A 26,828-nucleotide genomic window follows, 5' to 3' on the forward strand; every position below is an offset into this window, starting at 1 on the left:
GCGACTAGCGGCAGTGGCTAGAACTGCGACGGTACCTGACCAGTGAAGTCCGGTAGTCCCGGAATCTGGGGCAGCTGCGGAGTTTCCGGCAGATTCAGTAGTTCGCCGAGATTCGGGCTCTCGGGCAGGTTCGGGACGCTTGGGATGCCCGGCAGGCTCGGGCTGTCGGGCAGGCCAGGCAGCGATGGAGTGCCCAGCGTGCCGTCGAAGGCATTCTGAACATCGCTGGTGTGAGTTTCCTTCGTGCCGTAGGTGTTAGCAGCGACGCTGAAGTCAGGTCCAATGGATGCCGAGGCGTGAACGCTCTGGCGGTCATCGGACCAACCCCACTTTGTGCCAATCACACCCGGCAGCGTGGCGGTGCCGTAATCCTGACGGTAGCCATCCGCTGCCACAGGTGACGCGGTGCTCATAGCAACCAGCACCGGGTCAGAGGGGTTCTCGCGCTTCTTGGCCTCCAGGAACTTCACAGTGTCCGCGCTGGACGTAGTTGAATTTCCCCAGTGACCTGCATCGTGGGTGTTGCTGAGGCCGTATTCACGCGCAGTGGCGTTGATGGAATCCGGGTAACGGCCATAGAGCTCACTGGCGATATTGTCATCGGAGTAGCGAATCATCTCTGTGGCCTTCGCCTTGTCCGCTTCTGTGCCATGTTTGAAGACGTAGTCCGCAATGTAGAGCTTGACAATCGAAAGCCCCGGACGAGCTTCATTCTCGTTCGCCGTACCGTAGTGCGTGCCACTTGGGGTGTGGGTAAAGCTGATCTGGGTTCGCCCCGGAGCATCAATAGTGCCCTGCGGAGTCAGTTTTGGCTGCGGAGCCGCAGCGACGTTTCCAGCTGCCAGCGGAAGGCTGGTGACAGCGATGACACCGGTAAGACCCATGCGAATCGCGCGGGAAGGCCGTGGAGTAAGACGATGACGAGCGTTCATAACAAAAAACCAATCTACACGCGCAGGTGACCGACGCGCTGCCAAGCTGGATCGTAACCGGTATCGACGACATGCTCTCCCTCGGCCCACGTCTCCGCAACAGCTCGCAGACCCGCCTCCGCATCAGATGCCGGGTCAATAAAGAAGTGCATCAGAGCCATGCCATCGGATTGCTCAGTTGCGACAAAAATACCCTTGTCCTCAGCGATGGCTTCAGCGGCAGCGGTATTGAACTCGGAGAGGGATTCCTTCGATTCGTCCGTCGGCAAGCCCTTGTCGTCAATATTGCCGAGCATGAGCTGAATCAGCACATGCTGCGTCATAGTCGGGCTCACCAGCTGCGTAATCGGAGCGCGGGTGGCGACGACGAGTGGCTGGCCGTTGGCTTCGGCATCAATGGTGAGCCACTCCGGGCACTCTTCCGCGAGCTTCTCGACGACACCGCCCAGCTCCGGTAGCGGGATCGCACCTTCCGGCTCCTCGCCGGCGAAGGCAAAACCGCGTAGCCATAGGCCGAAGTCCTCCTCCCCCAGAGCCAGCTGCAGCAGCGTGAAACCGAGCTGAGCTACCAAGCGCTCACCGTCCTCCAACTGAGCAATTGCCGGGAACAGCGGGTGGAATAGGCGAACGTCCACTGCCCCATGACCACTGCTAACAGCCACGCGGGCGTCTGCCGGATCGACCTCGGCCGGAGCATCGGCCTCGAGCGCACCCTGTGCAACCAACGTGGCCGCGACATCCCCCAGCGACAGCTTCATCGCCGGATCCGCCTGACGGAGGTCGGTGAAAGACCACACCGCGCCGTCGTCAGGCGCGGCCTCCAGCCAACGGCGAGCGACCGGACGCAGCTCCGGATCGCCGGCAGCGCTAACAGTCAGAAGGTGGCGAGAATACGGAGCGCCAGCCTCAAACCCCCAGATGAGCCGGTCATTAATAGCGGCGATGCGGCCGCCGACCTCCTTCTGGACATCAATAATGTCCACATCGGCGGCGTTCGGGGCACCATCGATACCGAGCTGGACACTAAACATCGAGTCGAGCGCATCGGCGCCAAAAGAGTTCCACCACGACCAGAACTCGTTGATTGCGGTCTCTTCTGCGGCGCGCTGTTCCGGGGAGAACGGAGCCGGATTCTCGTTAGCCATGCTGAATCTCACACTTTCGTTTGCTCGTTTAAAGCCGAACCATATGTTGTGCGCCCCAGTATATGTGCCAAGCCGGATTCGCCCCTCGGGTCCATGCGCTAGACCGCGTTAAGCGGGTTGTGGCTCCGGCTCAGCTTCTGCTTCCTTGCCCCAGCGAGCGGCGTAGACCGCACAGATCATCAGCTGAATCTGGTGGAAAATCATCAGCGGCAAAATGTAGAGGCTGGCATCGGCACCGAAGATAACGGCAGCCATGGGCAGACCGGTGGCCAGGGACTTCTTCGAACCGCAGAACTGAATCGCAATGCGGTCCTTGCGGTCGAAGCCCATCTTATTTGCGATGAATCCGGACAACCGCAAAACGAATTCCACCAGCACGACCGAAAGCACACACAGGATGACAATGTCCCCTGCCGGCACCTTCGACCAGATGCCCTGCACCATGCCCTCGGAGAAGGCTGCGTAAACGACCATTGCGATGGATAGGCGGTCAACGTTCTTAGTCGTCTTCGCGGCGGCAAACTTCAGGGTCCAACGGCGAGTGAGCTGGCCGATTGCGAATGGCAGCAGCAACTGCAGCGAAATATCCAAGAACACCGACGAATCCACATGAATGCCGCCACCGGTGGCCATCAACAGCATCACCAGCACCGGTGTGACCACAATGCCCAGCAGGTTAGATGCCGAGGCACTGACGATGGCGCCGGCGACATTGCCCTTGGCGATGGACGTGAAGTTCACACTCGACTGCACCGTCGACGGTGCCAGCGTCATGTACAAAATGCCCAGGTAGAGGCCAGGAGAAAGAATCCAATCCAGGGGTTTCATCAGCAGGCCGAGGATTGGGAACAGCACGAATGTGAAAGCCAGAATGGTTATGTGCAGCCGCCAATGCTTAACACCGGCCAACGCATCCTGCGGGCTCAGGCGCGCGCCATAGAGGAAGAACAAGAAGCCAATGGCGATCTTTGTGGCCCAGCTGAAAACCTCAGCGGTAGTGCCGCTTGCAGGAAAAATAATCGCCAGTATCGCTGCAGCAACGATACCGACGATGAGGGGATCTGGACGCCAATTCACAATTCGTTGCCACATGGACAAATAGCTTAGTGGGCAACCAGATGTTGTCTTACTATTTTGCAGAAGCTTTTCTCTGCAATAATTTTTTACTTCTTCTGCTCAGCTGCCTTGCGCAGCGCATCCTTGTCCACAGGCTTGAAAGTGGCATTCGCGGATGAGCCCTTGTCCGTGCACAGTCCTTCCAGGCCACAGGAGCTGCAGCCACCGGAGACACCGCAGTCAGCTGCCGGGTTGTCGGAGCAGCAGGCATCATCAGGTGCAGCGTCGGTGGCATCAGTGGCGGCGGAGCCACAGCCGCAGCCGCTGTCACCGTCACCGCACCCACAACCGGAGCCGGACTCGGCGGAGACCTTGGCGTCGTAAAGCGCGATGGTGTGCGAGCCGATAGCCGCACCAATGCCGAGCATGGCGATACCGGCGAGCAGAGCGACGGCGTACCACAGCCACATCCAACCAGAGGCCTCCGGGCGGATGGCGAGGAAGCCGAGCATGGCGGCGCCGAGGAAAGCGATAGCGGACACAGCCCACGGCGGGCCGGCAACGCGGTGCGTAATATCCCAGTTTTCCTGGGACTTTCGAGCCTCAGGCGCTCGAATTCCGATCCAGTCATTACCCGGCAGTTTCGCCGACCATGCCAAACCAGCGACAACGGCTATGCAAACAGCCAGAACCAGGGTAATTACAGGGATGACAATCATGCTTCCAATTTATATAGGTGGTTGAGCACGTGCCAAACGCACCTATTAGACTGTGAGACCATGACCAACAGCGAAAAGTCCTCGTCCTCGGCAGAAGCCACCGACTACCGCTACTCCCCCGAGCTGGCGACTCAGCTAGAGGGAAAGTGGCAGGCGTATTGGAAAGATAACGGCACCTTCTACGCCCCCAACCCGGTGGGCGATTTGGCAGCTGCCGACGGCTCGACTCCGCCGAAGGACAAGCTTTTCGTCCAGGACATGTTCCCGTACCCGTCCGGTGTCGGTCTGCACGTAGGCCACCCGCTGGGATACATCGCCACCGATGTCTTCGCGCGCTTCCACCGCATGCAGGGCGCAAACGTGTTGCACACCCTGGGCTACGACGCCTTCGGTCTGCCGGCGGAGCAGTTCGCAATCCAGACCGGTACGCACCCGCGCGTGACGACGGAAGCGAATATCGCCAACATGGAGCGCCAGCTGGGCCGCCTGGGACTTGGCCATGACCGCCGCCGTGTTTTCGCGACCACTGACCAGGACTACTACAAGTGGACGCAGTGGATTTTCCTGCAGATTTACAACGCCTGGTTCGATGAGGATCAGAAGAAGGCCCGTCGCATCGATGAGCTGATTCCGCTGCTGGAGTCGGGCGAGATGACTACCAAGGATGGTCGCGTCTACGCTGAGCTCAGCGAGACCGAGCAGCGCGAAGCAGTCGACGAATTCCGTCTGGTTTACCAGTCGAATTCGATGGTCAACTGGTGCCCGGGTCTCGGCACTGTGCTGTCCAACGAGGAAGTGACCGCCGAAGGTCGTTCGGAGCGCGGTAACTTCCCGGTGTTCCGCAAGCGGCTGGGCCAGTGGATGATGCGCATCACCGCATACGCTGATCGCCTGGTCGACGATCTGGAGCTGCTGGACTGGCCGGACAAGGTCAAGTCCATGCAGCGCAACTGGATCGGCCGCTCCCGCGGTGCCGAGGTCGACTTCACAGCCGAGGTCGGCCCGAAGGTCTCCACCAAGATCAGGGTCTTCACCACTCGCCCGGACACTCTCTTCGGAGCCTCCTACATGGTGCTTGCTCCTGAGCACGAGCTGGTGGATCAGCTGGTCGAAGCCGGCAGCGGTTCCTACGAGGGCGTGGATGAGCGCTGGACCTTTGGCAAGGAAACCCCAGCTGAGGCCGTCGCCGCTTACCGCGCCGCAATTGCCTCCAAGTCCGACCTGGAACGCCAGGAGAACAAGGAGAAGACCGGTGTCTTCCTGGGCGCTTACGCCACCAACCCGGTCAGCGGTGAGCAGGTGCCGGTATTCATTTCCGACTACGTCCTGATTGGCTACGGCACCGGTGCCATCATGGCTGTCCCGGCCCACGATGAGCGCGACTTCGAGTTCGCCACTGCCTTCGGTCTGCCAATCCGCGAGGTCGTCGCAGGTGGTGACATTGCAAAGGAGGCGTACGTCGGTAACGGTACGTGCGTGAACTCCGCCAATGATTCCGGCCTGGACATCAATGGCCTGGACAAGGACACCGCCATCGCCACCGTCATTGAGTGGTTGGAGAAGGAAGGTGCTGGTCACGAGAAGGTCCAGTACAAGCTGCGCGACTGGCTGTTCGCCCGCCAGCGCTACTGGGGCGAGCCCTTCCCCATCGTCTACGACGAGGACGGTCACGCCCACGCGCTGCCCGAGTCCATGCTTCCGGTCGAGCTGCCAGAGGTCGAGGACTACAAGCCGGTCACCTTCGACCCGGACGATGCTGACACCGAGCCAAAGGCTCCACTGGACAAGGCCACTGACTGGGTCAATGTCGAGCTCGATCTCGGCGATGGCAAGAAGAAGTACCGCCGTGACACCAATGTCATGCCGAACTGGGCAGGTTCCTCCTGGTACCAGCTGCGTTACATCGACCCGAATAACGCTGAGGAGTTCGTTGACCTGGAAAACGAGCGCTACTGGACCGGCCCTCGCCCGGAGACTCACGGTAAGGACGACCCAGGCGGCGTCGACCTCTACGTCGGTGGCGTCGAGCACGCAGTGCTGCACCTGCTCTACTCCCGCTTCTGGCACAAGGTCCTCTTCGACCTCGGCTACGTGACCTCCAAGGAGCCGTATCGCCGTCTGTTCAACCAGGGCTACATCCAGGCTTACGCATACACCGATGCCCGTGGTGTCTACCAGCCGGCGGATCAGGTTGTTGAGCGCGATGGTAAGTTCCTCATCCCAGGCGGTGCCGAAGACGGCTCTGACCTGGAGGTCTTCCAGGAGTACGGCAAGATGGGCAAGTCCCTGAAGAACGCCGTCTCCCCCGACGAGGTCTGCGACAACTACGGCGCTGACACCCTGCGCGTCTACGAGATGGCCATGGGTCCGCTGGACATCTCCCGCCCGTGGGCGACGAAGGATCTGGTCGGCTCGCAGCGCTTCCTCCAGCGCGCTTGGCGCCTGGTGGTCAATGAGGACTCCGGTGAGCTCGCCGTCACGGACGCAGCGCTTTCCGACGACGACCTCAAGGCGCTCAACCGCACCGTGGAAGGGGTTACCTCTGACTACGCAGAGCTGCGTGACAACACGGCCGTCGCAAAGCTCATTGAGTACGTCAACTACCTGACTAAGACCTACGGTTCGACCGGTGCCCCGCGCGCCGCCGTGGAACCGCTGGCCCTCATGCTTGGCCCTGTGGCACCGCACATCGCGGAGGAACTGTGGAGCCGTCTCGGCCACACCGAGTCCCTGGCACACGGTCCGTGGCCGGCAGTTGACGAAAAGTGGCTGGTCGACGACACCGTTGAGCTGCCAGTTCAGATCAACGGCAAGGTTCGCGCTCGCATTGACGTGGCTACCGATGCTTCCCGCGAGGACATCGAGGCCGCCGCGCGTGCCGACGAAAAGGTTGTCGCAGCTGTGGAGAACGCCGGTGGCAATATCGTGAAGGTCATTGTCGTTCCGGGCAAGATGGTCAATCTAGTTGTGAAGAAGTAGCCGGGAGGCTAATGCCTACAAGAAAGTGTCTGGGTTTATGTCAGTTTGAAGCCTAAAATCGGCTCAAATTTGACATAAACCCAGACACTTTCTCGCTTGAGACTTTCTCGCAAAAGCCTCAAGGGGTGGCTCCGAGGCTGGCCGCCTCTTACCCCTACTTAACGCCCAGAATCAGGACGCCGAATGTGGAGAGCATCCACATCAAAGTGAAGGGCATGAGCACCCAGCACATAGCGAGCCACGCGCGCCAGTTGCGGAAGTTCTTCCACTCCACGTAGGTCTGCCAGAAGCCCAAAAGGCAGCCGACCAGGGAGATTACGCCCGGGACAACGGGGAAAAGGATCTCCCAAGTGCGGGAGCAGAGGAAGCTGGACTTACCCGCATCACAGGTGGGGCCACCGACAATGGCGCCGGCGATGCCAATAATGAGGCCCGCGAGCAGCGTCGTAAGAATCACACCCGCGGTGTAGATGTAGGCGCGCTTGCCGGAATACATCTTGCGCTCAAGCTCGTCGAAGATTTCATCCTCATTGCGCTCTGGTGTACTGCGCTTCGGTGAATTATCCACCATCTGCTCCCCTCGCCTCTAAATGCCGTCTGATGTGCCTGCCATACTAGGCCGGAGTAATCAGCATTGGCACCGGGCTGTGACGAACGATGTGGTTAGTCGACGAGCCGATGAAAATTCGCCCGAATGGGCCAAGAGTAGACGAACCCAAAACGAGCAAGTCTCCCTTTTTCCACTTGATGGACTGAATGGCCTCTTCCCAACCGTTGCCGGAGGCTACTTCCGCATCAATGGAAAGGTCTGGGTAACGGGTATGCGCGCGGTCCATACCGCGGTCGAGCAGCCCCATAGCCTGCTCGCGCCACTCAATCATCAGGTCAGAGGAGGGGCCGTAGCCGTTCTCCGTCGGGTACATGGTCGCACCACGCGGCGTAAACGAGACCAAACGCAGGGGAACTTCCCAGCGATATGCCAGGTCAGCAGCTTTATTCAATGCGTGGTGCGACTGTGGGGTGTCAATGTAGCAAATGCTGACACGGGTCACACCGTGCTTAGAAAGCTTCGCGCCGGGAATCGCCAATCCCAGCGGGATTGGCGAGTAATGCAGCAGCGCATCCGAGGTTGATCCCGCAGTAAAGCGACTGCGGTTCTTGGCGGCCCAGTCCTTGGTATTGCTTCGGCGGGTGCCAAGCAAAACCACATCGGCTTCGAATTCTTCGGCTTCGTTGCAGATAGTTGTGGATTCGCTGGAGGATTCGATGATCCGCACGGCATCGTCGTCAAGCATGCCCTTGCGCAGGCCAGCGAGCTTTAGCTCATCCTTGATGATTTTTTCAAGAGACTCGGTTTCGTGGGAAACCCAGGAGTCATTGGTGCTCAACCGAGCCAGTGAGGTCAGCGGCCAGCCGCGCGACAGTGCGCTGACAACGCGAATCTGCACCTTCGTGGTGCGAGCTAACCAAGCGGCGTAAGCAAGCGTTTCGGTGCCGTACTCGCCTGGACGCCACGCAATCATGATACGAAGCGGGCGGGAAGCCATCGCTAATCCTCCTGTGATTACTCAGAAATATCCAAGTGGTGCTTCTGGGTAATAGCCTACGTGGATAGGCGGGCATATTTAAAACGGCACCGAGGAAGTGTAAAAGCTATGTATCCTGCCTGTGGGCTTAAAGCGGGCAGGGCTAGCTGGAAAAGAGACTAGACGTTTGGGTTTGTCTTTGGGTGCTCCGGGTAGTTTTCGAGGATCTTGGACAGAATCGTCTCAAGACCAGCGCCAAATTCCAGCTCTTCCTGGCTCAGCGTGCTGAACATCTCAGCCATCTGCTGATCGCGCTCTTCAGAAACACGGTGCAGCTCTTCACGGCCACGGTCGGTCAGTTCAACGCGGACGCCACGACGGTCTTTGCTGTCGCGGACGCGCTCCACCATGCCGGCGACCTCCAAGTGGTGCACGGCGTTGGAGGCGGTGGGCATGCGGATGGCCTCGGCCTCAGCCAACTGGCTGATACGGCAGGCGCCCAGTGCCTCCAGGGTCATCATGATGGACAGCTGCGCGCGGCTGAGCTGGGACTCCGAGGAGCGGCGGCTGTAGAGCAGCTCAGCGCGAGTCAGGAGAGGGCGAATGCGCTTAGCGAGCGACAGAGGAGTAACGGCATCAGGATTGCCAATCGAGCCCGAAGATAATGTCATAGCGACGATGTTATATGCGAACAGTGCTAGTTGCCAATACGAAATTTATTTGGGGTGCTATTTATTTTTCTACAACTGGTGATTTCGGCGATGAAATCACCAGGAATTTTCCACCAAACATCTAAAACCCCAGTACAAAACATTAAACCTATCTGCGTATAAGGTTTTTCGGTGCTGGCAGAAACCCCCTAAAGTGTCACTTCTTCTGTACTTAGAACGTTGGACCGGAGGTAGCCATGCGGCTACTCTCGCGAACCCTTTCGGCTTGTGATATATCTCGCGGATCAACCCTCTCGGATGTATTGCTGTCAGCTTTACGACGACTGCAGCGCACGCATCCATGGCGGGGACGAGATGGGCGCAGCAGCGAGTAGGGCGAGAAGGCGTGGAAGGGACGCGGGGAGGATAGGGGAGAGAGAAGCACAAAAGCGCCAGCGGCTACCGCATGGGTAACCTGCTGGCGCTTTTCAAGGAACATGCTCTCGGAGCTGCTGGCTTGTACCTTTGAGTGCTTGTGCCTTTTAGTCTTCGCCCTTGATGAACGCTTCGAGCTGTGCTCGCGCAACATCGTCGGCAAGCTGCTTCGGCGGGGACTTCATCAGGTAGGAAGAAGCGGCGTAAACCGGGCCGCCGATACCGCGATCCTTGGCGATCTTGGCAGCGCGAACAGCATCGATGATGATGCCAGCGGAGTTCGGGGAGTCCCAGACCTCGAGCTTGTACTCAAGGTTCAGCGGCACCTCGCCGAAAGCCTTGCCCTCGAGTCGGACGTAGGCCCACTTGCGGTCATCCAGCCAGTCCACCCAGTCGGACGGGCCGATGTGGACGTTGCGGTCGTCGATCTTGCCGGCCAGCGGACCGGTGAGATTGGAGGTGACGGCCTGGGTCTTGGAGATCTTCTTGGACTCGAGGCGGTCGCGCTCGAGCATGTTCTTGAAGTCCATGTTGCCGCCGACGTTGAGCTGCAGGGTGCGCTCGAGGCGAACACCGCGGTCCTCAAATAGCTTGGCCATGACGCGGTGGGTGATGGTTGCGCCGACCTGGCTCTTGATGTCGTCGCCGACAATCGGAACCCCTGCGTCTTCGAACTTCTTGGCCCACTCCGGGTCGGAAGCGATGAAGACCGGCAGGGCATTGACGAAAGCTACACCAGCGTCAATGGCGCACTGTGCGTAGAACTTGTCAGCCTGTTCTGAACCGACCGGCAGGTAGGAGACCAGGACATCGACCTTGGCATCCTTCAGCGCCTGAACAACGTCGACCGGTTCAGCCGGGGATTCGTCGATGGTGTCCGCGTAGTACTTGCCAACGCCATCCAGGGTCGGGCCGCGCTGAACCTCAACGCCGAGAGTCGGGACATCGGCAATCTTGATGGTGCAGTTCTCGGAGGAAACAATGGCCTCGGAGAGGTCCTTGCCGACCTTCTTGTCGTCAACATCGAAAGCTGCGACGAACTCGACATCGGAGACGTGGTAGTCGCCGAAGACGACGTGCATGAGGCCAGGAATGGTCTCATCGGGCTTTGCATCGCGGTAGAACTCGACACCCTGCACCAGGGAGGAAGCGCAGTTGCCGACGCCGACGATAGCGACGCGAATTGAACTCATTTGGTAATTCTCCTTGAAACTATGTGCTCGGAGGCTTTGACCTCGCGCCGGGAACTCACACCGGGAACTCGCATCAGGACCTAGCATCAGGACCCCGCGCCAGGGCCTTACGCCAGCGGTGCGGCCGTGAGTGGGTGCACGCATTGAGGTAACGAGCGTGACGTTATACCTTTATGCGTTTTTTGCCGATGCCCGAACCGTGAGGGGGCATGTGTTTACCGATAAAGCGGGGGTGAAATCAGCCCGCACGCGCCTGCTAATCTGTCTTCGTGATGACATGGCAGGGCGAGATCGATCACTCCTTGCTCAAGAAGCAGTTATTGGAGCAGTGGCGTGCAGGGGAGATTTCACGGAAATCACTCTGTGATGCCGATGCTCGGCTGGTCGCTGCCGCGCGTTTTCACGGCAGAAAGCCCCAGGAAGAGTGCCCAGTATGTCGCAAATTCGACCTCCGACTCGTATTCTGGGTGTTCGGAGAAAACTTGGGCCGTCGTTCCGGCTCTGCTTGTACTGAAAACGAATTATCCGCAATAGTTAATGAATATGGTTCGTGCACCGTCAAAGAAGTTGAGGTGTGCCCCGACTGCAAGTGGAGTTTCCTGACCCGGACACTTCAGGCAGCTCGAGAAGAGTCAGAAAACTAGGGAGAGCACCCGTGAGCAATGATCGACCCGATAGCCCAGGCGGTCCTAACAGCCCTCACGAGGGCCAGGGTTCTAATTCATCAGGCGAGTGGTGGGATCAGCCGGATGCTGATTCCTTCAATACGCACGCACGCTCCGATGACGCATCGCTTGACGACGATTCCAGCGACAGCATTGATGCTGTTTCGGTCGGTGGCAGTGACGAGGGTCTGGCTACCGATTCAGAGATGACGTCGGCAAGCGAGCCGGACCCGGAGAAGGGGCAGTACGCCCCAGATGACCATGAACCAGATGACCATGAAGAGGAAAGCTCGATGGCGCAAGAAGAACAGCCGACTGATAATAAGCGGCGAATTTTAGCGTGGCTCGGTCTAGCCGTGGCGCTGGTCGTGCTGTTGCCGGTAGTTGTGTTCGGTGTTGCTTATGCGACAACGGACGTGCCGGAGCCAGAGGAGTTGGCCAATAGCCAGATTGCGGTGATTTATGACCGCAGTGGTGAAAAGGAAATCACGCGCATCGTCCCCGAGGGCGGTAACCGAAGCAACATCACTATCGACAAGGTGCCGGATGCTGTACGCAATGCAGTGCTGGCAGCTGAGGATCGTGATTTCTATACCAACCCGGGTTTTTCCTTGACTGGTTATGCCCGTGCGGCTCTGGGAGTCGTGACTGGTAATTCCAGTGCCGGTGGCGGCTCGACCATTACGCAGCAGTACGTCAAGAATGCTGTGGTGGGCAATGAGCGCACGCTGACCCGTAAGGCCAAGGAACTGGTCATGTCGGCGAAGATGGCGCGGGAGTGGACTAAGGACGAAATCCTTGAGGCCTACCTCAACACGATTTACTTTGGTCGTAACGCATACGGTATCGCGGCAGCGTCGAAGGCCTACTTCGGTAAGGAAGTCGGTGAGCTGAATGCCGAAGAGGGTGCTGTGCTGGCAGCCTCGATTCAGCGTCCATCTGCACTGGATCCGTGGACTAACCGCCCGGAGGCTGAGCAGCGTTGGAACTACGTCCTCGATGGCCTGGTGGAGATGAACATCGTCTCGCCGCAGGACCGCGCGGGAATGCAGTACCCGGAGACCATCGATCCGGCGTTGGCGCCGAAGCAGGCTCCGGAGCCCGGCCCGGCTGCCATGATTAAGAATCAGGTTCTGGCTGAGTTGGAGCGCGAAGGTATCTCCGAGCAGGAGGTCAACACTGGCGGTCTACGCATTACGACGACCATTGACCCGACGGTGCAGCAGGCTGCCCTGGATGCGATGGAAAACTACGTCGATCAGTCAACGGGTTTGCGTGCCGCCATCGTTTCGGTGGAGCCGAAGACCGGTGCTGTCCGCGCCTACTACGGTGGCGACGATCCGACTGGTTGGGACTACGCAAACAGCGGTCTGCAGACCGGCTCTACTTTCAAGATTTTTGCGCTGGCAGCAGCTCTCGATCAAGGTATTCCACTGACCGCGCAGTACTCTTCGGCACCTGTGCAGTCCGGTAACGTCACTCTGCACAACGACGGCGGTGCCGGCGGTGGCGTGCTTCCGCTTTATGAGTCCCTGAAGCAGTCGCTGAACACCCCGTTTATTCGCCTGCAGCGCGACCTGAAGAATGGTCCGGATGACACCGCCAAAATGGCTCATCGTCTGGGCGTGGCTGAGTCCATCCCGGGTATTGAAAAGACTCTGATGGACGACAACGGTCACTCGCAGGACGGTATCGCCCTGGGTCAGTACCTCTCACGTCCGCTGGATATGGCCGTTGGTCTGGCTACCCTGACTAACGATGGCGTCTATCAGCAGACTCACTTCGTAGAGAAGGTCGAAAACTCCAAGGGCGAGATTGTTTACGAGTCCAACGCTGACAAGGGCGACCGTCGAGTTTCCAAGGCAGTGGCCACCAATATGATATCGGCCATGGAGCCTATTGCCGGTTACAGCAACAAGCCCTTGAGTGGTGGTCGCCCGTCGGCCGCCAAGACCGGTACTACGCAGTTGGGTGACACCGGCCAGAACAAGGATGCGTGGATGATCGGTTCGACACCGCAGCTGTCGACTGCAGTGTGGGTTGGCAACGTCGATGGTTCGGCGCTCTACAACTCCTATGGTGGCATCATGTACGGCTCGCAAACCCCGGGCGATCTGTGGAAGTACACCATGGATAACGCACTGTCTAACGAGGACTTTGAGTACTTCACCAAGCCGGAGCCAATCGGTGGTGTCGCAGGTGCGCCGCAGTACCAGGCGCCGTCGACCTCTGACTCTGGCTATGACCAGGGCTATGCCCCGGAGACCACAGAAGAGGAGTCGGCCGAGGAGTCGACCTCTGAGTCCTCCGAGGAGCAGCCTGCACCGCTTCCGGTTCCGGGTGGCGATGGCGGAGGCGGTGGCGGCGGAATCGCTGACCTACTGCCCATCCCGATTCCGGGAGGCGGTGGTTTCGGCGGTGGCAATGAAGGCGGCGGAGACCCCGGTAACCCTGGAGGTGGACAGTAAGTGGACACGTGGGTGATTTTCACCATCGTCTGCGTCGCGATTGGCTTCCTGATGTTCGGCACGGCCTTTTGGGGCTTCATGCAGAAGTGGAAACCGGCAATCATTTGGGCTCTGTGCCTGGCAGCTTTCCTATTCGCGACAGTCATTCCGGTGATTATTGCGTTGGCACATGCTTCCTCGACATCAATGTAGGACGCAGGCCAGGTAGTCAGTTGCTAGAGCGTTAACTGCCCACCAAGCACGCGACAACTTCACAATTCAAAGAGGCGCACGCAGTAGCTCTGTGTGCGTCTCTTTCTATTCGGCGCCCTGACACCGCTTGCCAGTACTGCTTGCCGATGGCGCCTGCGATTAGGACATATACCTCTGCCTGCGGTACCCTGGCAGGGTTGCTTGACGCAACGATCCTCCTGCTGCATAGCGGTTGGCATGAAAGACAGTGCCAGCGCACCACGCTGTGTAGCCGAAATACAAGAACTAGACCATAGGAGGTGATGAGGTCCGTGCGTCACTACGAAGTAATGATTATTATCGATCCGTCTCAGGATGAGCGCACCGTAGGCCCGTCCCTGGAGAAGTACCTCGACGTTGTCCGCAAGGAGAACGGCAAGGTGGAGAAGGTGGACATCTGGGGTAAGCGCCACCTCGCCTACCCGATCGAGAAGAAGGAAGACGGCATCTACGTTGTCGTCGACCTCACCTGCGAGTCCGCAACCGTGCTGGAACTCGACCGTCGTCTGAATCTGAACGACAGCATCCTGCGCACCAAGGTGCTGCGGGTTGATCGTTAATCTGCGTCATATTTGCGTAACCAGAGTGCTCGAATGGGACACACCGGTAATGCGAAAGTCGTAGGATAGCGGGCGAAAGCCCCATCATCAGCTCGACAGAATACAACCGAGGAGAAGAAGCATGGCTCAGGGAGACGTACAAATCACGGTGGTTGGCAACTTGGTTGCTGACCCGGAGCTTAAGTACACCCAGAATGGCACCGCCGTGGCGAATTTCCGCGTTGCGTCGACTCCGCGGGTGTACCGAGATGGCCAGTGGGTTGACGGCGAGGGCATGTTCCTCACCTGCAGCCTGTGGCGTGAGGCAGCGGAGAACGCTGTCGAAAGTCTCTCCAAGGGCATGCGCGTCATCGTCCAGGGTCGTCTGCGCCAGCGCAGTTACGAGACCCGCGAGGGCGAGCGTCGTACCGTCTTTGAGGTTGAGGTCGATGAGGTGGGCCCGTCCCTGAAGTTCGCTCGAGCTCAGGTCACGCGCACTCCACGCAACGGCGGTGGAAACTTTGGCGGCGGCAACCGCGGCCAGGGTGGAAATGCCGGTGGTGGTTTCGGCGGTGGCTTTGGTGGAAACCAGGGCAACCAGGGTGGACAGAGCGATCGCGGTTTTGGTGGCGGAGCTCCTGCGGAAGATCCGTGGAACTCAGCTCCTCCGGCCGGTGGCGGCTTCGGCGGCGATGAGCCTCCGTTCTAAACTCCTTCCAGCCACGGCACTACGTGACTAGTTTGCAGCAGATTTAGCATCCACAATTCTCAAAATCTTTTAAAGACATATCCAGCGAAAGGCAGGGATCATGAAGCTGATCCTCACCGCCGACGTTGACAAGCTCGGTGTCGCAGGCGACATCGTTGAGGTCAAGGCCGGCTACGGACGTAACTACCTGCTTCCTCGCGGACTGGCAATTGTTGCCACCCGCGGCGCAGAAAAGCAGATCGAGGGCATTCGTCGTGCCCAGGAGGCTCGCGCTATCCGCGACCTCGACCATGCACGTGAAGTCAAGCAGAAGATTGATTCGCTCGACAACGTCTCCGTTGCTGTGAAGGCTTCGGAAAATGGCAAGCTGTTCGGTTCTGTCACCAAGGGTGACATCGCCGATGCAGTTCGTAAGGCTTCCGGTCAGGCTATCGACAAGCGCGCAGTCGTGCTTGCTCCGAGCCAGATCAAGTCCCTTGGTAAGCACACCGTTGACATCGCGCTGCACCCGCAGATTACCGCGCATGTTTCCGTACAGGTCGTCGCCGCGTAAGTTCGCGGTTTAGAGTTTTTACTTTGACGGCGGCTGACGAGCACCGCGTTTAAAGACTGCGCGGGCTCTGAGGCCCAATGACAACAGCACACGTGAAGCTCTGATCTTTCGTAGTGAAAGGTCGGGGCTTTTCGTGGTTTAAGGCTGGTTTAAAGCCTTTTACGCAGGTGCTGGAAAGAGCGTCTACGACTTGTCCACAGGCTAACGACGATTGCTGTGGATAGACCTGTGGGTAACTTGCCTGGCTGCCGTGGATAACTTTTCTGGAGAGCGCGAGATTTTTATTAATTCATCGTTAATAATCTCCGCATGAGCAGCATCGATGCTAAAGGGGTAGCAGAGGATTACATTTGTGCAGGATTAAGGCAAATACGCACTGACCTGCGTAGATAGAATATTTTCGGATTGAAACTCCGCTACCCCCGTTAACATTCAAGCGGCGGTTTAGGGTTACGGACCGTTCACCTGGACTTTTCTTGATTGTGCACATGTTCTCCCCAGGCTTATCCACAGGTGCTGTGGATAACTTCGGGGATAAACACCGTAGAAGATTGTTTTCTGGGGACTCCAAGGGTACTTTTACAGGTCCATCAATCCGCTCGAACAGGTATAACTGCGGTAGGTAGTCAGGTGTCCACTGCTGGCGGTCGGAACAGACATATTGAGTGTGACGGTCAGTCAGCAACAGGGTTGAAAAGGCACCTAAGTGGTCCAGAAGGGGAGGAGCTGCTCACGATGAGTCAGCCTGTAGGTGATGGTGGTCATTCCGGAGCAGGGGACGAGGCGTCCTCCTACTCGGTAAATTCCCACGATGATTCCTTCGATGACGTTCCGCTGCCCCCGGAACCGCCGGTAGAGGATGCGCCACCGGAGGAGTATTCCTTCTCGCAGAGCTCGGGCAACGGATCGTCGGCAAGCGGATCTGGGGCGCGGGACTGGGAGCGAGACCGTGGTCGTGGCGCTCGTGCGAGTGCCGTCGCGGGCGCGACTTTTGAGCGCACCCCGCCGCACAATATCGAGGCGGAGCAGAGTGTGCTCGGCGCGATGCTGCTGAACTCAGAGGTCGTCGCGGATGTGTACGAGCAGCTGACGCCGGAGGATTTCTACCGGCCAGCGCACCAGACGATTTACTCGGCGATTTTGCACCTCTACGGTGAGTCCTCGGAAATTGACCCCATTTTGCTGGCAGGTCGTCTGGATCGAACTGGAGACCTGGAGCGTATCGGTGGTCCGCTGTACCTGCACACCTTGGCCTCCCTGGTGCCAACGGCGGCGAATGCGCAGTTCTATGCCCGCATTGTTGCGGAGAAGGCGACAATCCGTCGCCTGGTCGAGGCCGGCACGAAAATCGCCCAGATTGGCTATGCGGGCGCGGAGGACACGGAGCCGGAGCAGCTGGTGGATGAGGCGCAGCAGCTCATCTTCAGCGTTGGACGTGAGAACACGAAGAATGACTACGTTCCCATCGCCGATGTCCTGGATGACACGCTGGAGGAACTGGATCTTATTACCCAAAACGGCGGTCTGGCGCAGGGTGTGCCGACGGGGATTACCAACCTGGACAAGCTGACAAATGGCCTTCACCCAGGTCAGATGGTGATTATTGCGGCCCGTCCGGGTGTGGGTAAGTCCACGCTTGCAATGGACTTCATGCGTTCGGCCTCGATTCGCAACGGCATGACCAGCGCAATTTTCTCGTTGGAAATGTCGCGCAATGAAATCATGATGCGCATCATGTCCGCAGAGGCGAAGATCAACATGGCATCTTTGCGCTCCGGTGACCTGGATGAGCGGGACTGGACAAAGCTGGTCGAGGTCGGCGACAAGATTCGTGATGCTCCGCTGTTTATTGATGACTCGCCGAACCTGACCATGATGGAAATTCGCGCGAAGGCACGTCAGCTGAAGCAGAAGCACGATCTGAAGATGATCGTGGTCGACTACCTGCAGCTGATGAGCTCGGGTAAAAAAGTCGAGTCCAGGCAGCAAGAGGTCTCGGAGTTCTCCCGTCAGCTCAAGTTGTTGGCGAAGGAGCTCGAGGTACCGCTGATTGCAATTTCGCAGCTGAATCGTGGTCCGGAAGCTCGCACAGATAAGAAGCCACAGGTCTCGGACCTGCGTGAGTCGGGTTCGCTGGAGCAGGATGCCGATATCGTCATGCTGATTTACCGGCCGGACTCGCAGGAGGCTGACCATGAACGTGCTGGTGAGGCGGATATTATCGTCGCAAAGCACCGTGGTGGACCGACCGGAAGCATTGCTGTGGCCCACCAGCTGCATTACTCCAGGTTCGCCAACCTGGCGGAGGAGCCCAGCGGTTCTCTCTAGGTGCCTGGCCTAGCCACCCAGAATTAGTGCAATCCGGGTGGCTAGGTAAGGTGAGTGACAGTCAATGGGGCGAGTTTTCGTGCGTTGATGGTTTTGAAGGTTTTGAGGGTTACGCGGAGTCGTCGGGAAGCGGGGAAGCACTATGTCACCAACTGCCGCTCCCGTGGCAGCGGAGGCCAAAGCGAAAAGGCAGAAGAGTGCGCCGAAACAGCGCGTCGGTTGGGTAGATGCGGCTAAGGGGCTGTGCATTCTTTTAGTTGTGCTTGGCCATGCCATCACAGAGCTGCAAGCGCACGGTTACTACACGGCGCAGTGGGCGGGGATTAACTTCTTCCTCGGACCAATCCGTATGCCGCTGTTTTTCCTGTTATCTGGTCTGTTCGCCGGTAAGGCACTCAAGGAGTCGTGGCATAAGTTAGCCAATCGCCGAATCTGGGTGATGGTCTATCTCTACGTGATTTGGGTGCCACTGCGTGACTTCGTGCTTTTCCTCATGCCATATACGCACGTGGATGCCGATGGCATAGTGTCTCCACCGCCGATCACGGACCACAGCGCGTGGGGGCCGCGAATTTACAACACGCTTCACGCGATCATCGAACCAACTTCCTACCTGTGGTTCCTGTGGGCGCTGGCGCTGTTTGCAATTCTCACACGAGCATTTCGCTGGGTACATCCGGTGATTCAGCTCATCGTTACAGGCCTCATTAGTGCATGGGCACCTTTTGCCTCGTCCAGCTGGTCGTGGGACTTCGTCAGCAAAATGCTGTTCTTCTACGTGCTGGGCATGTACGGTGCGCCGTGGATTTTCCGGATGGCACAGCGTCGCAGCGGTCTCTCACTGCTAGTGACGCTGACGGCGTTTCTGTCGGTGGCGATCTGGGTGCAGGCGACCTACTCGAGCTTTAACGAAGGCAACGTCGGCTTCACCCGCGTGTACCTGTCCACCACTGGCGCACTGGCTGCAATCAATATTATGGCGATGCTGCAGAACACTCGCCTAGTTGTGCCTTTTGAAAAGGTTGGCGGCCGAACGCTGCCTATCTTCCTCATGCACATTCCAATGTTGGTTGTGGTCATGATTATTTGTGACCTCATCCTGCCGAAGGACCCACATTTGGTCATCATGACGCCGCTGGTGACTATTATTGCGGCGATGCTGTGTCTTGGTCTGCACAGGTTGCTGCTTGCCATCGGTGCCGGGTGGCTCTTTGTCCGTCCTGCGTGGGTAGCGCGCATGACTACGCCGGGGCAGCGTGCCCTTCAGCGCAGTCAGAATCCTTCTTCCCTGCCTGAAGGCGAGGCTCCGCGGCAGCCTAAGAGCGAACCTGCTTCCTAATTCAGCTCAACAAGGCGGTAGCGTGGAACCGGGAGCCGATCAGGCGGCAGAAGTGACACAGAGAATAGCCATGAAGAAATGAGAAAGCCATGCGTCTAGCAACGTTGCGATACCAGGGTGCAACCCGCGCCGCTGTTCTCGGCGACGGCGTAGCGGTCCTTTTTGATGACCACTGTCTCGGAGATGTGTTAGCGCGGCCAACGTGGCGTCGTGAAGCGGAAGAACTCTTGGCGGAGGCGGGGAACAACCCTGACAACGTCATGGCGGAGAGCGCGTGGGCGTTCGCACCGCTGATTACGCGGCCGGGCAAGATCGTCTGCGTCGGCCTGAACTATGCCGCGCACATCGATGAGATGGGGCACCAGCGCCCCGAGGTGCCGACGTTATTCGCGAAGTTTGCCGATGCCGTCGCTGGCGCGAAGGATGACATCCGAGTGCCGGAGGCCTGCGCGGAGAAGCTCGATTACGAAGGCGAGCTCGCGGTTATCGTCGGCGAGACCTGCCTGCGGGTGTCGGAGGAGCAGGCACAGGACGCTATCGCTGGGTACGCGATTATGAATGATTTCACCCAGCGCGATTTCCAGTACGCTACCGCGCAGTGGCTACAGGGGAAGACGTTGCAGCGCGCCAGTGCTTTCGGGCCGTGGATGCTCACGGCTGATGCTTTCGATGCGGACTCCGCGCGGGTGCGCACATACGTCGACGGGGAGCTGCGCCAGGATGCACCGATTGCGGACCTTGTTTTCTCCCCGGCAAAGTTGATCGCCTACATCTCACAGTTCGTGCAGCTGAACCCGGGCGATGTCATCTCCACGGGAACGGCGGCGGGTGTTGGCCACGGCATGAGCCCGCAGACCTACCTTCAGGATGGTCAGGAAATGGTCATCACCATCGATGGCCTGGGTAAACAGGCCAACACTGTCCGCATCAACCACTAGCACGCGCCGCTTTACGACGTTCCCGCGAACCCGGCGGGAATGAAACGACCCCCGCGTGCGTTGTGGGAGACTAACGGGTAAAAACCTACGTAAAGAACGTGAAGTTAGAACACGACGTTAAAGAGTAAAAGGAGTTAGACCCATGGCAACTGTTGATATTACGAACGAGACTTTCGCTGAAACTATTCAGAACAACGACATTGTGCTCGTTGATGCCTGGGCATCCTGGTGCGGTCCGTGCCGCCAGTTCGCCCCGATTTATGAGAAGGCTTCGGAGAAGCACCCAGAGGTAGTGTTCGCAAAGCTCGACACCGATGCCAACCAGGAGGTTTCGGCCGCCCTGGGCATTCAGTCGATTCCGACGCTGTTTGTTTTCCGCGAGGGAATCCTGCTGTTCCAGCACTCTGGTGTGCTGCCTGAGACCGCTCTGAGCGACCTGGTTGGCCAGGCTTCGGAGCTGAACATGGATGATGTCCGTGCGCAGATTGCCGAGCAGGCCGCACAGGATAGCGCTACCGAGTAAATTCTGCGGTTTAGTCCGCATACTGTGCGTTTTCCAACTTAGAGCACTGCCGCATGAGCCCCCGCGCCTCAAGCCCGCGGGGACTTTTTGTATCTAGTCCGCGCGCTGGCCACGAATGAGCCAGCCAATACCAAAGCCAGCGAGTGCCGCTACCATTGCCCACAGGGCTGGAGCGACTTTGTTTGAGTTTTCCTCAATCGACAGTGGTGCGCTGGTGCGGGCATGCTTTGTCTCCTTCTCACCTGTTGGCAGAACCTGCCCGCTCGGGAACACGTGCTTGACAGCTTCGGTGAGGTCGTTGGCGGTCAGGTTTTTGCCCAGAACCGCGATAGCGTAACGGTCATCGTCGCCAAGGAACCCGGCAGTGGTGTGCTGCTCTTCGTACCAACCGGATTTGTTGGCAATCGTTTCCTTCGGTAGCGCTGCACGCAGACCGAAGTTCTGGTCTGCATCGCCGTAGGAGTAACGCGGCAGTGAGTACATCAGCTGACGCATGTATTTGGTCTCCGTGTCGCTCAGTCCGCCTTCTTCGCTCAGCATGCGGTCAAAGTAGGCGACCATGTCGGCTGGCGTACTAGTGGTGGCTCCCCACATAGGCGAGCCGACGGTCTTATCCGACAGGCCGTAGCGCTGCCGGACATTGTCAACGATGCGTACACCGCCGTAGGAATCCCACAGCTCGTCAGTTGCTTCATTGTTGGAGTATCGAATCATGTCGTCGCGCAGCATGGCATCAGGGTTGCCCTCAACCGGCATATCGCCCTGGCCAGCGACGATCTCGCCCTTCTTCGGCTGTGTGTAGTTGGAGTAGGCCACGACATCGGCGATGAATACCTTCATCAGGCTGGCGAGGCGAAAAACATCATCACAGTGTGCGTTGCAGATGAACTCACCGGTCTGGCGATCCAGGATGCCCATGCCGAGCATGCCGCCCTTAGCATCAAACTTCTCGGTCACCTGGTCGAGACGAGTTTGGACGCCAAGGCCCCACTGGGTATTCGCCCCTGGCACAAGTGGGGGAAACGCCTTCGGCTCACTTTTCGCAGTGCTTTCCGACGGCTCCGTTGAGGACGTTTCCGATGTCGTTGAAGAGGTTTTCTCAGTCGACTTCTCAGGCGACTGTTCCGCCGACTTCTCTGTGGTTTTTCCTGTGCTCTTCTCGGGAGTCTTTTCAGCTGGCTTTTCGGTGGTCTTCTTGGTTTTTGCGTCGGAGGGCTTAGTCGGCTCCGTTGAGGATGGAGCTGCGACGACTACCTGCGAAAATGCGCCGGTATCGGTGGAGTCAGCAGTTGCGGTGACTGTCGCGTTAGCCAGCGGCGCAGTTGCTGACAGAGTAATTACCGCGGCGAGACTCGCGGCAAGTCCGCGGTACGCGCGTTGAGGGCAATGAACCATGTTTAGAGAGTTTACAACTCTGGGGGAGTCTTGCTTGTCGGTAACCAGCTCTTTCCGTTTGCCGAGAGAGAGCGAGCTAGCTCACGTACAATTTTTTAAGAGATGGAATCTTCTCGGTTCCGATTAGTTATTCCGCATATGTTGAGGAAGGTTGGATTTGCATGGCTAATCCATTTGCCAAGGGCTGGAAGTACATGATGTCTTCGTTCGATAAGAAAATCGAGGACAATGCGGATCCGAAGGTTCAGATTGCACAGGCAGCTGAGGCCGAGCGTCAGCGCCATCAGGAGATTCAGCGTCAGGCTGCGGCTATCATCGGCAACCGCAATCAGCTGGAAATGCAGCTGGGGCGGTTGACCTCCGAGCGTGACAAGATTACCGAGAACACCCGCCAGGCACTCGCCAATGCGGATCAGGCTCGTGCCAAGGGCGATGAGGCCACTGCACAGAAGATGGAAAGCACTGCTGAGGCGTTTGCCACCCAGCTGGTGAATGTTGAAAAGGAGCTGGAAAATACTACGCAGCTCCACCAGCAGGCCGTATCTGCTGCTGAGGAGGCACAGCGTCAGGCGCAGCAGTCGCAGGCTCGCTACGAGCAGATTAAGCAGGATATCCGCAAGCTGGAGTCGCAGGCGGATCAGGCCAAGATGCAAGAGACCGCGTCGAAGACTCTCCAGAGCATGCAGGGTATTTCCGAGGATCCGAATGTGCCGACTTTAGATTCGGTCCGTGAGAAGATTGAAGGTCGTTACGCCAATGCGTTGGGCGCTCAGGAGCTCGCGGAATCCTCACAAGCAGGTCGCATGGCTGAGATCGAGACTTCGACTCGCGATGCCGCTGCCGACATGCGCCTGGCCGAAATTCGTGCCCAGATGAATAATGAAAGCGCTGCTCTCGAATCCGGTTCTGCCGCGAAGGATAATGCCGGCGAGCTGGAGTCCGCCGAGTCCGCCGAGGCCGCCGAGGCCGTTGAGGACACCACAACGGACGCAGACGAAGCGAAGTAGCCTTCACCAGTTGCCAACAATCGCCAACAAGAAAGTGTCGGGGTTTATGGCAGTCTGAGCGGGAAAACCACCCTAAACTGCCATAAACCCCGACACTTTCTCGCGTCAGCCGCACCAGCAGCGACAGTAGCGCCAGTAGTGCTGAAGCCATCGAAACTGCCGAAGCCTTGAGGCGCGCTACTTCTCCAATTCGCCGTTCTTCCGCGCGAGCAGCACCCCGCGGATACCGGCGTGGAAACCATCGCGCAGATTGACGCGCTGCGTCTCCGTCAGCGTGTATTCGTGCAGGGTTTCGCACGCAAACTGCAGCAGCGGACGATCAATGTCCGGCGGCAGCCCACCACCAGAGAGCAAGTGGGCACTATCGCGCGCCTGCTCGTTCGCAATATTCTCGTACCACCAGTTCGCGTACTGCTGTCCCACATCGAACGGCGTCTGGAAACCCGCAGATGCCCACACTTCGTTGGGCAGGGGCACGTACCGACTACGCAGCTTCCTCCTTGGCGCCATCATCGAAGGGTTCGGCCGCGGGCTTGGTTTCGGTGTACTCGCGTTGGCACCGTCTTCGCTTGCCGACGGCTCCGTCGCCGACTCCCCACTGCCGGTTGCAGTCGACGACGCGGAATCGGAGGCAGACGCGCCTGCATTCTCGGCTCCGGTGTTGTTCGCAGTGTCGTTACCAGCCCCACTGCCAGTGTTGACTGTTGCGCCGGGCATGGCCGCTGGAGAAGGCTGTGCTGGCTGAGTTGGTTGCGTTTGCTGTGTTGGCGAGTCAGCCGAAACGCCCGAAGCAGCGGAATCCACCTGTGTAGCTTCCAAACCGCCGGTGCGCTCTACCTCAGCGCGGTGCTCAGCCTGCGCCGGGATTTCCCGGGCACCCATCTTGGCCGCGTGCTCGACCTCGTTGAACTTCGGCGAGTCGGCCTTGGCCGTCGGCGTGGCTGCGGCATTGTCTTCGCTGCGACAGTCGGAGTCGCGGTCAGCTGTGGGGGATGGCACAACGCGCTGGTCCTGCGGAACCTCCGGAGAGCCGGCCTCCGGCGAAGCAACATCACCGTCGGCAGCGGAGGGAGTGTTCTCCGTGCCGTCGTCAAGCGAGTCCTCGCCCGGAGGAGTGATGCGCGTATCCGGTACACAGGTGGCACCGAGATCTTCGATTGGTTCGGCATCGCCCAGCGGCTTATTCGTGCGGACGACCGGTGGGATTGGGCCCTCGAGGACATTGAGCTGCATGGCGTCGGCGAAGTCCTCGCGGGGATCGAGGATTGTCGTCGAATCGCAGGCATGGCGAAGTGCACCGGACATGGAGTCCCAGCCGAAGCCGTAGAGATGCACGCGCACACCGGCGGCCGAAGCCTCAGCGACGCCGGGCAGCATGTCCGCATCGCCCGAGACCAGCACGATATCGGAAACTTGGTTGCGCAGGCCGGCGACAACCATGTCTGCGACGAGTCGCGTATCGACGGCCTTCTGCGTCCGTCGGTCACCCCATTCAATGAGCTGACCTGCGCGCAGCTGCACACCATCAATCGTGCGCAGTGAGCGCTGGTAACGATGCGGCCCCGACTCCGGGATGCCGTCGTACCAAAGTTGCCGCTGAACTGGCTGGTTCAGCTGCTGGTTAATCATTCGGTCAAGGACACTAACTACTTCTCTAAGGTCGATTTCTAATTGCCCGCGGGCTCCGGTTTCCCACGAGTTGTAAAAGCTCGCCAGTAAATATGACGTATCGACGAACACCAATGTGCGTTCAAGCATGGCTCCTAATTCCTGATTCTTTATTAACTAAATAAGAAAACCGGTTACATCGACAAGGATGCCCGAATAATTCATTCTATGCGCTAAACATGTTTAACTTCAGGGACTATTCTTAATAAGCCGCATTGCTTTGACCGTTCTTCGCGGGTTGGCAGAAGTGCGAGCCGACGAGAAAGCACCGATCAATTTAGGTATTGACGTGCAAAGAAATCGCCCCGCGAAGAGTGCGACCACACAGGAGAAGGGGAGTTACAAACAGGTATGAGACGCTGGTTCGGCCTATTGGTTCTCATTACTGTGTTGGGGCAAGCGGTTTTCAACGGCGGTCGCGTGCTGCTTTCTTGGCGAGTCCTCGATTTTGGCGGTTCCGCCGCCACCGTCGGTTGGTTCACTGCCGCATTTTCACTTGTACCTCTTATTATTGCGCTTCCCGCCGGCAAGCTTGTCGACAGCCATCGTGCCACCGAAGTCATGTACTCCGGTCTCGTCGCCACCGTCATCGCTGCAGCAGTAATGTCGCTCTCGCCGAACCTACCTATTCTTCTGATCGGCTACGTGGCCCTGGGTTTTGCCCACATGACCACGCTCATCGCCGCTCAAGGCATGGTTTCGCACCTGCGTGGCGGCGTCGCCGGGCTTGATAGCCTCTTTGCATACTTCACGCTTGGAATCTCCGTCGGGCAGTTCCTCGGCATCGTCGGTGCGGGTCTGCTCACTCCCAACCACGACGGCAGCGCCATGACCGCCACCACTTCCGCGCTCTGGACGATGACGGGAATCGGTGCAGTCGCCCTGGTCATCGGCTGGCCGGTCGCAACTGCTTATCGACGGCACGAAGCAAATGCAGCCGCCGAAGTGCAAGCTGCTAGCTCAACTGAGTATTCTCCGGCGTCGACTCTTAGCGACCGCAGCCGGATGGAGGAGAGGCGGCTGGCGCAGGCCGAAGCCAGTGGCGCATCGGTCTTAAGCATCCTGCGTATCGATGGCATGTCCAGCGCTATGTCTGTCTCAATTGCGGTCATCGTAGCCATTGACCTGTTGACGGCATATGTGCCGGTGCTGGGACGTGAACTGGGCTTTAGTGTTGCCGAGGTGACGGCGATCCTTGGTGCGCGTAGTGGTCTTGCGATTATTTCCCGAGCCCTCATGCCGACTGTTTTGCGCAAAGCTAATCGCAATCGGGTCCTTATCATTGCAGTTTGTGCCGGTGTCATGCCGCTTTTGGCAATGCCGTGGCTACAGAGTGCGTGGCTGATGGTTATCGCAGTTGGTATCTGTGGCTTGGCGTGGGGCTTTGTCATGCCTATGTCTATGACGTGGGTGAGCTCCCTGGTGGATGCCGAGGTGCGTGCTCAGGCGTTGTCCATCCGGCTGATGGGTAACCGCTTGGCGCAGGTCATCCTGCCGCCGGTTGCTGGTGTGGGTGCTACCGCGATGGGTGCAGGCAGCGTGTTTCTGGGGGCGGGTGCGCTGATGGGTGTCGCGTCTGCCACTGCTTGGCGACGACTCGCAGGTGACAAGGCGGCTCTGACTAAGTAATTGGTCGGTTGCTGAGTTGCTGACAAGTAGCGACCGAGCCGTAGGAAGTCTCTGATTTGGCGTACGGGGTTAACTAAAGTGAATTTTTTCATGGTTCTACCAGCGGATTCGCTTAAATAAGGGCGTGTGTGTAATGTATTCGGAGGTCAGCGTGGCCAGGCGGTTGTTGTCTGGTTGGCTGATGTGGGGGAAATGTTTTCG

The 26,828-nt window shown here is 58.5% G+C and carries 23 protein-coding genes; 13 read left to right on the forward strand and 10 right to left on the reverse strand.

The features are described from left to right. Positions 1 to 17 precede the first annotated feature (17 nt). The 4 genes from HMPREF2860_RS11270 to HMPREF2860_RS08200 all read right to left on the reverse strand — a co-directional run bounded on the left by HMPREF2860_RS11270 (position 18) and on the right by HMPREF2860_RS08200 (position 3,852). A complete protein-coding gene (locus HMPREF2860_RS11270) occupies positions 18 to 932 on the reverse strand; it encodes a hypothetical protein (RefSeq protein ID WP_370545943.1) in 915 nt (304 codons plus the stop codon). A gap of 14 nt (positions 933 to 946) precedes the next feature. After that, positions 947 to 2,077, reverse strand: coding sequence for a DUF695 domain-containing protein (locus tag HMPREF2860_RS08190; RefSeq protein ID WP_069358893.1), 1,131 nt, complete (start codon positions 2,075 to 2,077; stop codon positions 947 to 949). Positions 2,078 to 2,185: 108 nt separating this feature from the next. Continuing rightward, positions 2,186 to 3,169 carry a bile acid:sodium symporter family protein gene (locus HMPREF2860_RS08195; RefSeq protein ID WP_016421713.1) on the reverse strand — a complete coding sequence of 328 codons (984 nt, stop codon included), beginning with the start codon at positions 3,167 to 3,169 and terminating at the stop codon, positions 2,186 to 2,188. A gap of 71 nt (positions 3,170 to 3,240) precedes the next feature. Continuing rightward, positions 3,241 to 3,852 carry an SdpI family protein gene (locus tag HMPREF2860_RS08200; RefSeq protein ID WP_070628761.1) on the reverse strand — a complete coding sequence of 204 codons (612 nt, stop codon included), beginning with the start codon at positions 3,850 to 3,852 and terminating at the stop codon, positions 3,241 to 3,243. A gap of 60 nt (positions 3,853 to 3,912) precedes the next feature. Between HMPREF2860_RS08200 and leuS the strand changes: the two genes are divergently transcribed. After that, positions 3,913 to 6,831: a leucine--tRNA ligase gene (gene leuS, locus HMPREF2860_RS08205; protein ID WP_070628762.1), complete on the forward strand. Its 2,919-nt coding sequence runs from the start codon at positions 3,913 to 3,915 to the stop codon at positions 6,829 to 6,831. 154 nt (positions 6,832 to 6,985) lie between these two features. Here leuS and HMPREF2860_RS08210 read toward each other — a convergent pair whose 3' ends face one another. From HMPREF2860_RS08210 to HMPREF2860_RS08225, 4 genes are all read right to left on the reverse strand, one after another. Then, on the reverse strand, positions 6,986 to 7,402 hold the full coding sequence (locus tag HMPREF2860_RS08210; protein WP_048733161.1) for a hypothetical protein: 417 nt from the start codon (positions 7,400 to 7,402) through the stop codon (positions 6,986 to 6,988). Between the two features lie 43 nt (positions 7,403 to 7,445). Beyond that, positions 7,446 to 8,378, reverse strand: a complete 933-nt coding sequence (locus HMPREF2860_RS08215; protein ID WP_070628763.1) for a universal stress protein — start codon at positions 8,376 to 8,378, stop codon at positions 7,446 to 7,448. Between the two features lie 158 nt (positions 8,379 to 8,536). After that, positions 8,537 to 9,028, reverse strand: coding sequence for a MarR family winged helix-turn-helix transcriptional regulator (locus HMPREF2860_RS08220; protein WP_070429059.1), 492 nt, complete (start codon positions 9,026 to 9,028; stop codon positions 8,537 to 8,539). 521 nt (positions 9,029 to 9,549) lie between these two features. Beyond that, entirely contained in the window at positions 9,550 to 10,635 is a 1,086-nt protein-coding gene (locus HMPREF2860_RS08225; protein ID WP_016421706.1) for an inositol-3-phosphate synthase, read from the reverse strand. Between the two features lie 272 nt (positions 10,636 to 10,907). Between HMPREF2860_RS08225 and HMPREF2860_RS11075 the strand changes: the two genes are divergently transcribed. The 10 genes from HMPREF2860_RS11075 (at position 10,908) to trxA (ending at position 20,928) form a co-directional block, all read left to right on the forward strand. Beyond that, positions 10,908 to 11,279 (forward strand): DUF5318 family protein, encoded by a 372-nt coding sequence (locus HMPREF2860_RS11075; RefSeq protein ID WP_224433683.1) that lies wholly within the window; start codon positions 10,908 to 10,910, stop codon positions 11,277 to 11,279. Between the two features lie 11 nt (positions 11,280 to 11,290). Continuing rightward, positions 11,291 to 13,768 (forward strand): transglycosylase domain-containing protein, encoded by a 2,478-nt coding sequence (locus HMPREF2860_RS08230; RefSeq protein WP_016421705.1) that lies wholly within the window; start codon positions 11,291 to 11,293, stop codon positions 13,766 to 13,768. Continuing rightward, a complete protein-coding gene (locus HMPREF2860_RS08235) occupies positions 13,769 to 13,960 on the forward strand; it encodes a hypothetical protein (protein ID WP_016421704.1) in 192 nt (63 codons plus the stop codon). A gap of 311 nt (positions 13,961 to 14,271) precedes the next feature. Continuing rightward, the gene (gene rpsF / locus HMPREF2860_RS08240) at positions 14,272 to 14,559 is read left to right on the forward strand and encodes a 30S ribosomal protein S6 (RefSeq protein WP_005511978.1); all 288 of its coding nucleotides are present in this window, start codon (positions 14,272 to 14,274) and stop codon (positions 14,557 to 14,559) included. A 121-nt stretch (positions 14,560 to 14,680) separates the two neighbouring features. Further along, positions 14,681 to 15,247, forward strand: a complete 567-nt coding sequence (locus HMPREF2860_RS08245) for a single-stranded DNA-binding protein (RefSeq protein ID WP_005511984.1) — start codon at positions 14,681 to 14,683, stop codon at positions 15,245 to 15,247. A 100-nt stretch (positions 15,248 to 15,347) separates the two neighbouring features. Beyond that, on the forward strand, positions 15,348 to 15,800 hold the full coding sequence (gene rplI / locus HMPREF2860_RS08250; protein WP_005511982.1) for a 50S ribosomal protein L9: 453 nt from the start codon (positions 15,348 to 15,350) through the stop codon (positions 15,798 to 15,800). A gap of 735 nt (positions 15,801 to 16,535) precedes the next feature. Then, on the forward strand, positions 16,536 to 18,128 hold the full coding sequence (gene dnaB / locus HMPREF2860_RS08255) for a replicative DNA helicase (protein WP_049170075.1): 1,593 nt from the start codon (positions 16,536 to 16,538) through the stop codon (positions 18,126 to 18,128). A gap of 142 nt (positions 18,129 to 18,270) precedes the next feature. Beyond that, a complete protein-coding gene (locus HMPREF2860_RS08260) occupies positions 18,271 to 19,467 on the forward strand; it encodes an acyltransferase family protein (protein WP_070628764.1) in 1,197 nt (398 codons plus the stop codon). An 89-nt stretch (positions 19,468 to 19,556) separates the two neighbouring features. After that, positions 19,557 to 20,405 (forward strand): fumarylacetoacetate hydrolase family protein, encoded by an 849-nt coding sequence (locus HMPREF2860_RS08265; protein ID WP_070602147.1) that lies wholly within the window; start codon positions 19,557 to 19,559, stop codon positions 20,403 to 20,405. Between the two features lie 142 nt (positions 20,406 to 20,547). Next, complete coding sequence (gene trxA / locus HMPREF2860_RS08270; RefSeq protein WP_070429055.1) at positions 20,548 to 20,928, forward strand: thioredoxin; 381 nt, start codon at positions 20,548 to 20,550, stop codon at positions 20,926 to 20,928. Between the two features lie 93 nt (positions 20,929 to 21,021). On the opposite strand, the gene HMPREF2860_RS08275 is transcribed toward trxA, so the two are convergent. After that, on the reverse strand, positions 21,022 to 22,323 hold the full coding sequence (locus HMPREF2860_RS08275) for a serine hydrolase (RefSeq protein ID WP_070628765.1): 1,302 nt from the start codon (positions 22,321 to 22,323) through the stop codon (positions 21,022 to 21,024). A gap of 161 nt (positions 22,324 to 22,484) precedes the next feature. Between HMPREF2860_RS08275 and HMPREF2860_RS08280 the strand changes: the two genes are divergently transcribed. Further along, entirely contained in the window at positions 22,485 to 23,330 is an 846-nt protein-coding gene (locus HMPREF2860_RS08280) for a PspA/IM30 family protein (protein ID WP_070628766.1), read from the forward strand. Between the two features lie 177 nt (positions 23,331 to 23,507). On the opposite strand, the gene HMPREF2860_RS08285 is transcribed toward HMPREF2860_RS08280, so the two are convergent. Beyond that, positions 23,508 to 25,088, reverse strand: coding sequence for an NYN domain-containing protein (locus tag HMPREF2860_RS08285; RefSeq protein ID WP_070628767.1), 1,581 nt, complete (start codon positions 25,086 to 25,088; stop codon positions 23,508 to 23,510). 261 nt (positions 25,089 to 25,349) lie between these two features. On the opposite strand from HMPREF2860_RS08285, the gene HMPREF2860_RS08290 reads away from it, so the two are divergent. Beyond that, entirely contained in the window at positions 25,350 to 26,627 is a 1,278-nt protein-coding gene (locus HMPREF2860_RS08290) for an MFS transporter (protein ID WP_070628768.1), read from the forward strand. Positions 26,628 to 26,828 lie beyond the last annotated feature (201 nt).

Source organism: Corynebacterium sp. HMSC064E10, assembly GCF_001812505.1.
GTDB lineage: Bacteria > Actinomycetota > Actinomycetes > Mycobacteriales > Mycobacteriaceae > Corynebacterium > Corynebacterium amycolatum.

Coding starts and splice junctions, on each gene's coding strand:
- trxA (WP_070429055.1), top strand. CDS start 20,548: ATGGCAACTGTTGATATTACGAACGAGACTTTCGCTGAAACTATTCAG.
- HMPREF2860_RS08265 (WP_070602147.1), top strand. CDS start 19,557: ATGCGTCTAGCAACGTTGCGATACCAGGGTGCAACCCGCGCCGCTGTT.
- HMPREF2860_RS08200 (WP_070628761.1), bottom strand. CDS start 3,852: ATGATTGTCATCCCTGTAATTACCCTGGTTCTGGCTGTTTGCATAGCC.
- HMPREF2860_RS08290 (WP_070628768.1), top strand. CDS start 25,350: ATGAGACGCTGGTTCGGCCTATTGGTTCTCATTACTGTGTTGGGGCAA.
- HMPREF2860_RS08195 (WP_016421713.1), bottom strand. CDS start 3,169: ATGTGGCAACGAATTGTGAATTGGCGTCCAGATCCCCTCATCGTCGGT.
- HMPREF2860_RS08190 (WP_069358893.1), bottom strand. CDS start 2,077: ATGGCTAACGAGAATCCGGCTCCGTTCTCCCCGGAACAGCGCGCCGCA.
- HMPREF2860_RS11075 (WP_224433683.1), top strand. CDS start 10,908: ATGACATGGCAGGGCGAGATCGATCACTCCTTGCTCAAGAAGCAGTTA.
- HMPREF2860_RS08285 (WP_070628767.1), bottom strand. CDS start 25,088: ATGCTTGAACGCACATTGGTGTTCGTCGATACGTCATATTTACTGGCG.
- HMPREF2860_RS08245 (WP_005511984.1), top strand. CDS start 14,681: ATGGCTCAGGGAGACGTACAAATCACGGTGGTTGGCAACTTGGTTGCT.
- leuS (WP_070628762.1), top strand. CDS start 3,913: ATGACCAACAGCGAAAAGTCCTCGTCCTCGGCAGAAGCCACCGACTAC.
- HMPREF2860_RS08280 (WP_070628766.1), top strand. CDS start 22,485: ATGGCTAATCCATTTGCCAAGGGCTGGAAGTACATGATGTCTTCGTTC.
- HMPREF2860_RS08215 (WP_070628763.1), bottom strand. CDS start 8,378: ATGGCTTCCCGCCCGCTTCGTATCATGATTGCGTGGCGTCCAGGCGAG.
- dnaB (WP_049170075.1), top strand. CDS start 16,536: ATGAGTCAGCCTGTAGGTGATGGTGGTCATTCCGGAGCAGGGGACGAG.
- HMPREF2860_RS08275 (WP_070628765.1), bottom strand. CDS start 22,323: ATGGTTCATTGCCCTCAACGCGCGTACCGCGGACTTGCCGCGAGTCTC.
- HMPREF2860_RS08210 (WP_048733161.1), bottom strand. CDS start 7,402: ATGGTGGATAATTCACCGAAGCGCAGTACACCAGAGCGCAATGAGGAT.
- rplI (WP_005511982.1), top strand. CDS start 15,348: ATGAAGCTGATCCTCACCGCCGACGTTGACAAGCTCGGTGTCGCAGGC.
- HMPREF2860_RS08225 (WP_016421706.1), bottom strand. CDS start 10,635: ATGAGTTCAATTCGCGTCGCTATCGTCGGCGTCGGCAACTGCGCTTCC.
- HMPREF2860_RS08220 (WP_070429059.1), bottom strand. CDS start 9,028: ATGACATTATCTTCGGGCTCGATTGGCAATCCTGATGCCGTTACTCCT.
- HMPREF2860_RS08260 (WP_070628764.1), top strand. CDS start 18,271: ATGTCACCAACTGCCGCTCCCGTGGCAGCGGAGGCCAAAGCGAAAAGG.
- HMPREF2860_RS11270 (WP_370545943.1), bottom strand. CDS start 932: ATGAACGCTCGTCATCGTCTTACTCCACGGCCTTCCCGCGCGATTCGC.